Annotated in this window: 4 protein-coding genes; 2 read left to right on the top strand and 2 right to left on the bottom strand. The window is 43.6% G+C overall.

What is annotated here, in order from left to right:
- Both GF309_12470 and GF309_12475 read right to left on the bottom strand, forming a co-directional pair.
- On the bottom strand, positions 1–413 hold a 413-nt coding region (locus GF309_12470; protein MBD3159598.1), incomplete at its 3' end, for a hypothetical protein.
- Between the two features lie 467 nt (positions 414–880).
- A complete protein-coding gene (locus tag GF309_12475) occupies positions 881–1,369 on the bottom strand; it encodes a redoxin domain-containing protein (GenBank protein ID MBD3159599.1) in 489 nt (162 codons plus the stop codon).
- Between the two features lie 272 nt (positions 1,370–1,641).
- Between GF309_12475 and GF309_12480 the strand changes: the two genes are divergently transcribed.
- Together GF309_12480 and GF309_12485 are read left to right on the top strand one after the other, a co-directional pair.
- The gene (locus GF309_12480; GenBank protein ID MBD3159600.1) at positions 1,642–1,878 is read left to right on the top strand and encodes a hypothetical protein; all 237 of its coding nucleotides are present in this window, start codon (positions 1,642–1,644) and stop codon (positions 1,876–1,878) included.
- Positions 1,879–2,148: 270 nt separating this feature from the next.
- The coding region (locus tag GF309_12485) for a hypothetical protein (protein MBD3159601.1) at positions 2,149–2,538 on the top strand (390 nt) is incomplete at its 3' end.

The raw sequence follows: 2,538 nt of genomic DNA on the forward strand, positions 1-2,538 counted from the left end.
AGTGCTCCGAACACTGGGAGAAAGGGCCAAATGGCCGCCTCGTATCCGAATATGAAACTGAATCTCCCACCTTGCTGGGGAATCCACAGGAGGGGACTGATGGGGAACGCAATCGCGGCAAGTCCCAAGAGTATACCCAATCCCCTGGAGAACGAGTTGTCCCCCTTCTTGATTAGTCCATGGATTGCGATGAGGAAAGCTGAAATCACAGGAGACAGGAGTAAGTAGAACAATATATTGCTTATGAGGTCCACTCTGGGATAGAGATTGCCATAGACGATGATGATGGAATATACCGAACCCAGTAGTGCTCCCAGTATGCCACTACCACCAATGTAGAATCCCAGTGTTCTGTTTGTTCGCAGAACCTCTTGTAATTCATGAGTTTGATTTTTCTCCATATCTGGTTGCATTCTACTCACCCTTCTTAGGCATATGCTTTCCGATTATTACAAGAATTCAAAGAATACTACATCATTAATACATATGAATGCTTGGAGAAAAATCGGAGATATGGTAGCTATTGGGAATTCAAGAAGAAGGTTGAGGCATTCATTGGCTTTGTGTTTTGTATACTCCTAGGGCATAGCATTCATCGCTTGCAGCATGGGCTAGGGCAGCTGGAATGCTTTGTTCTTGCAGAGACATTGCGGCCGTCCAGGAAAAATCCACATCGCAGATTATTGATTATGCTATAAGATTGCATAGAATCTGATGTTACCAAATAACTGGACAGAAATCACAGCCAATTCATGTTCCGTCAGTTAAGATGTACCTGTGGAAACACTTGCGCACTTATCCGTGTACACCACAGGTCCACCTTGTGGTGCTGCCTAGAACATCTCAACTTTCGGATACAAGACTGGTGTCATGGAAGGCTCTATGCTATATCTTCGACGGCTTTCTTGATCTCTTCGAAAGGTGGCAGTTTGCCCGGATCATCACTTACCCAGGTATACGAAATGGTACCATCTTGCTTCACAACGAAAACTGCACGTTTGGCTACGTTCTTCATGCCAAGAAGGTCCTCGAGCACGACGCCATAGTCTTCAATGACTTCCTTGTTCCAGTCCGAGAGAAGTGGGAACTGCAGGTCGTTCTTGTCCTTGAATGCTGCATTGGCGAATACACCATCGACTGAAATAGCTAGAACTTGCGCACCTAGTTTGTTGTATTCTGCCATAGCGTCTCGAAATGTACACAGTTCCTCAGTGCATACGGATGAGAACGCTGCGGGGAAGAACACCAGAACAACCGGGCCTTCTTCCAGCTCATCGCTCAGCGTGATTTCTTCACCTGGTTCTCCTGTCCAATCTCTCAATAATGTGAAATCTGGTGCCTTATTTCCAACATCAAGTTCACTACTCATAGTAACACTTCATTATAGTTAACACTAAAATCTACTTAAGATTTGGCTTTTGTGACCTTTCGGAACCATGCAGCTATGTTCTGTTTCACTTGAGCTTGTGATTGAGGTATGAAGCAGTGAGCGCTGTAAGAATTGCGGCTGCGTTCAAGCCAAGCGGGTATTGATAGAATGAATCTAGGAATGAGAGTGTTGCCATCTACCTTGACTGGGAGAACGCTCTTGTAGGGTAAAACGAGGTCTATGCATCAATCAGGGTGAAGACATCAAAGGAATTGTCACAGGACTTCTTGATTAACAGGACAATATCCGGCAGTGAGGACACACTTGTGGTGGATTCTGCTCGATTGGCCAATGAAGAAACAGGGTTACGACTGTGGGTATCCCACGGTTTTGAGTATGTATCTCCAGTCATACTTGTCCGGCTCTACCAGAAGAATCTGCTTGGTACTGATTTCCGGCAGTACCCTATTAGGCACGCTGAAGACGAGGACCTATGGAGGACTGAGTAGAAGAAGACAAAGACCGCAGAGAGAGATACTGTTCAAGGTGGCCTTTCATGGTATCGACAGACAGAACCACATGGAGTGTGCCGAAAAGTGTTAGACTTTGCTAAGCCAGAATTGTAATAATATCTATATATTGATGACAATTATTTTTTTTGATTTTTCATTAGGGGTTTAAAGGAAAAGAAATCAAGAACGGGATATCTGATTATTCTATTGGTTCTTTTCGGCTTTCCAGCATGGTTTATGCCCGTCCACGCATTTACGGAACAAACTATGAAAGATACATCACCAACAGAATATGAAGGAACATGGAGTACCAAGAATAATTATGCTAGAGAACCGCTTGAGGGATCTGTTTACAGAATCAATATCATATTTGAATTCTATAATGTTCCTCAAGATGCAGATGATTATTGGTTTGAAATAGACTACGAGGGCCTTTCTCATATTTGGCCATTTGGTGAACGCCTCGATGTGATGTACAGATGGGGTACAAGCGGTGGTTTCACCCATCTTGTATATTATGATCATTTTCTAAGTGATACAACCTGGGATATTACATCACCTTCATCAACAATCTTTCAGCTGAAATTCAGAGGATGTGCAGAAGTAACAGATGGAATCCAACATACATGGTACTTCGGTGATGAACCAATTCTCCAT

The sequence above is a fragment of the Candidatus Lokiarchaeota archaeon genome, from assembly GCA_014730275.1.
In the GTDB taxonomy this organism is placed as follows: Archaea; Asgardarchaeota; Thorarchaeia; order Thorarchaeales; family Thorarchaeaceae; genus WJIL01.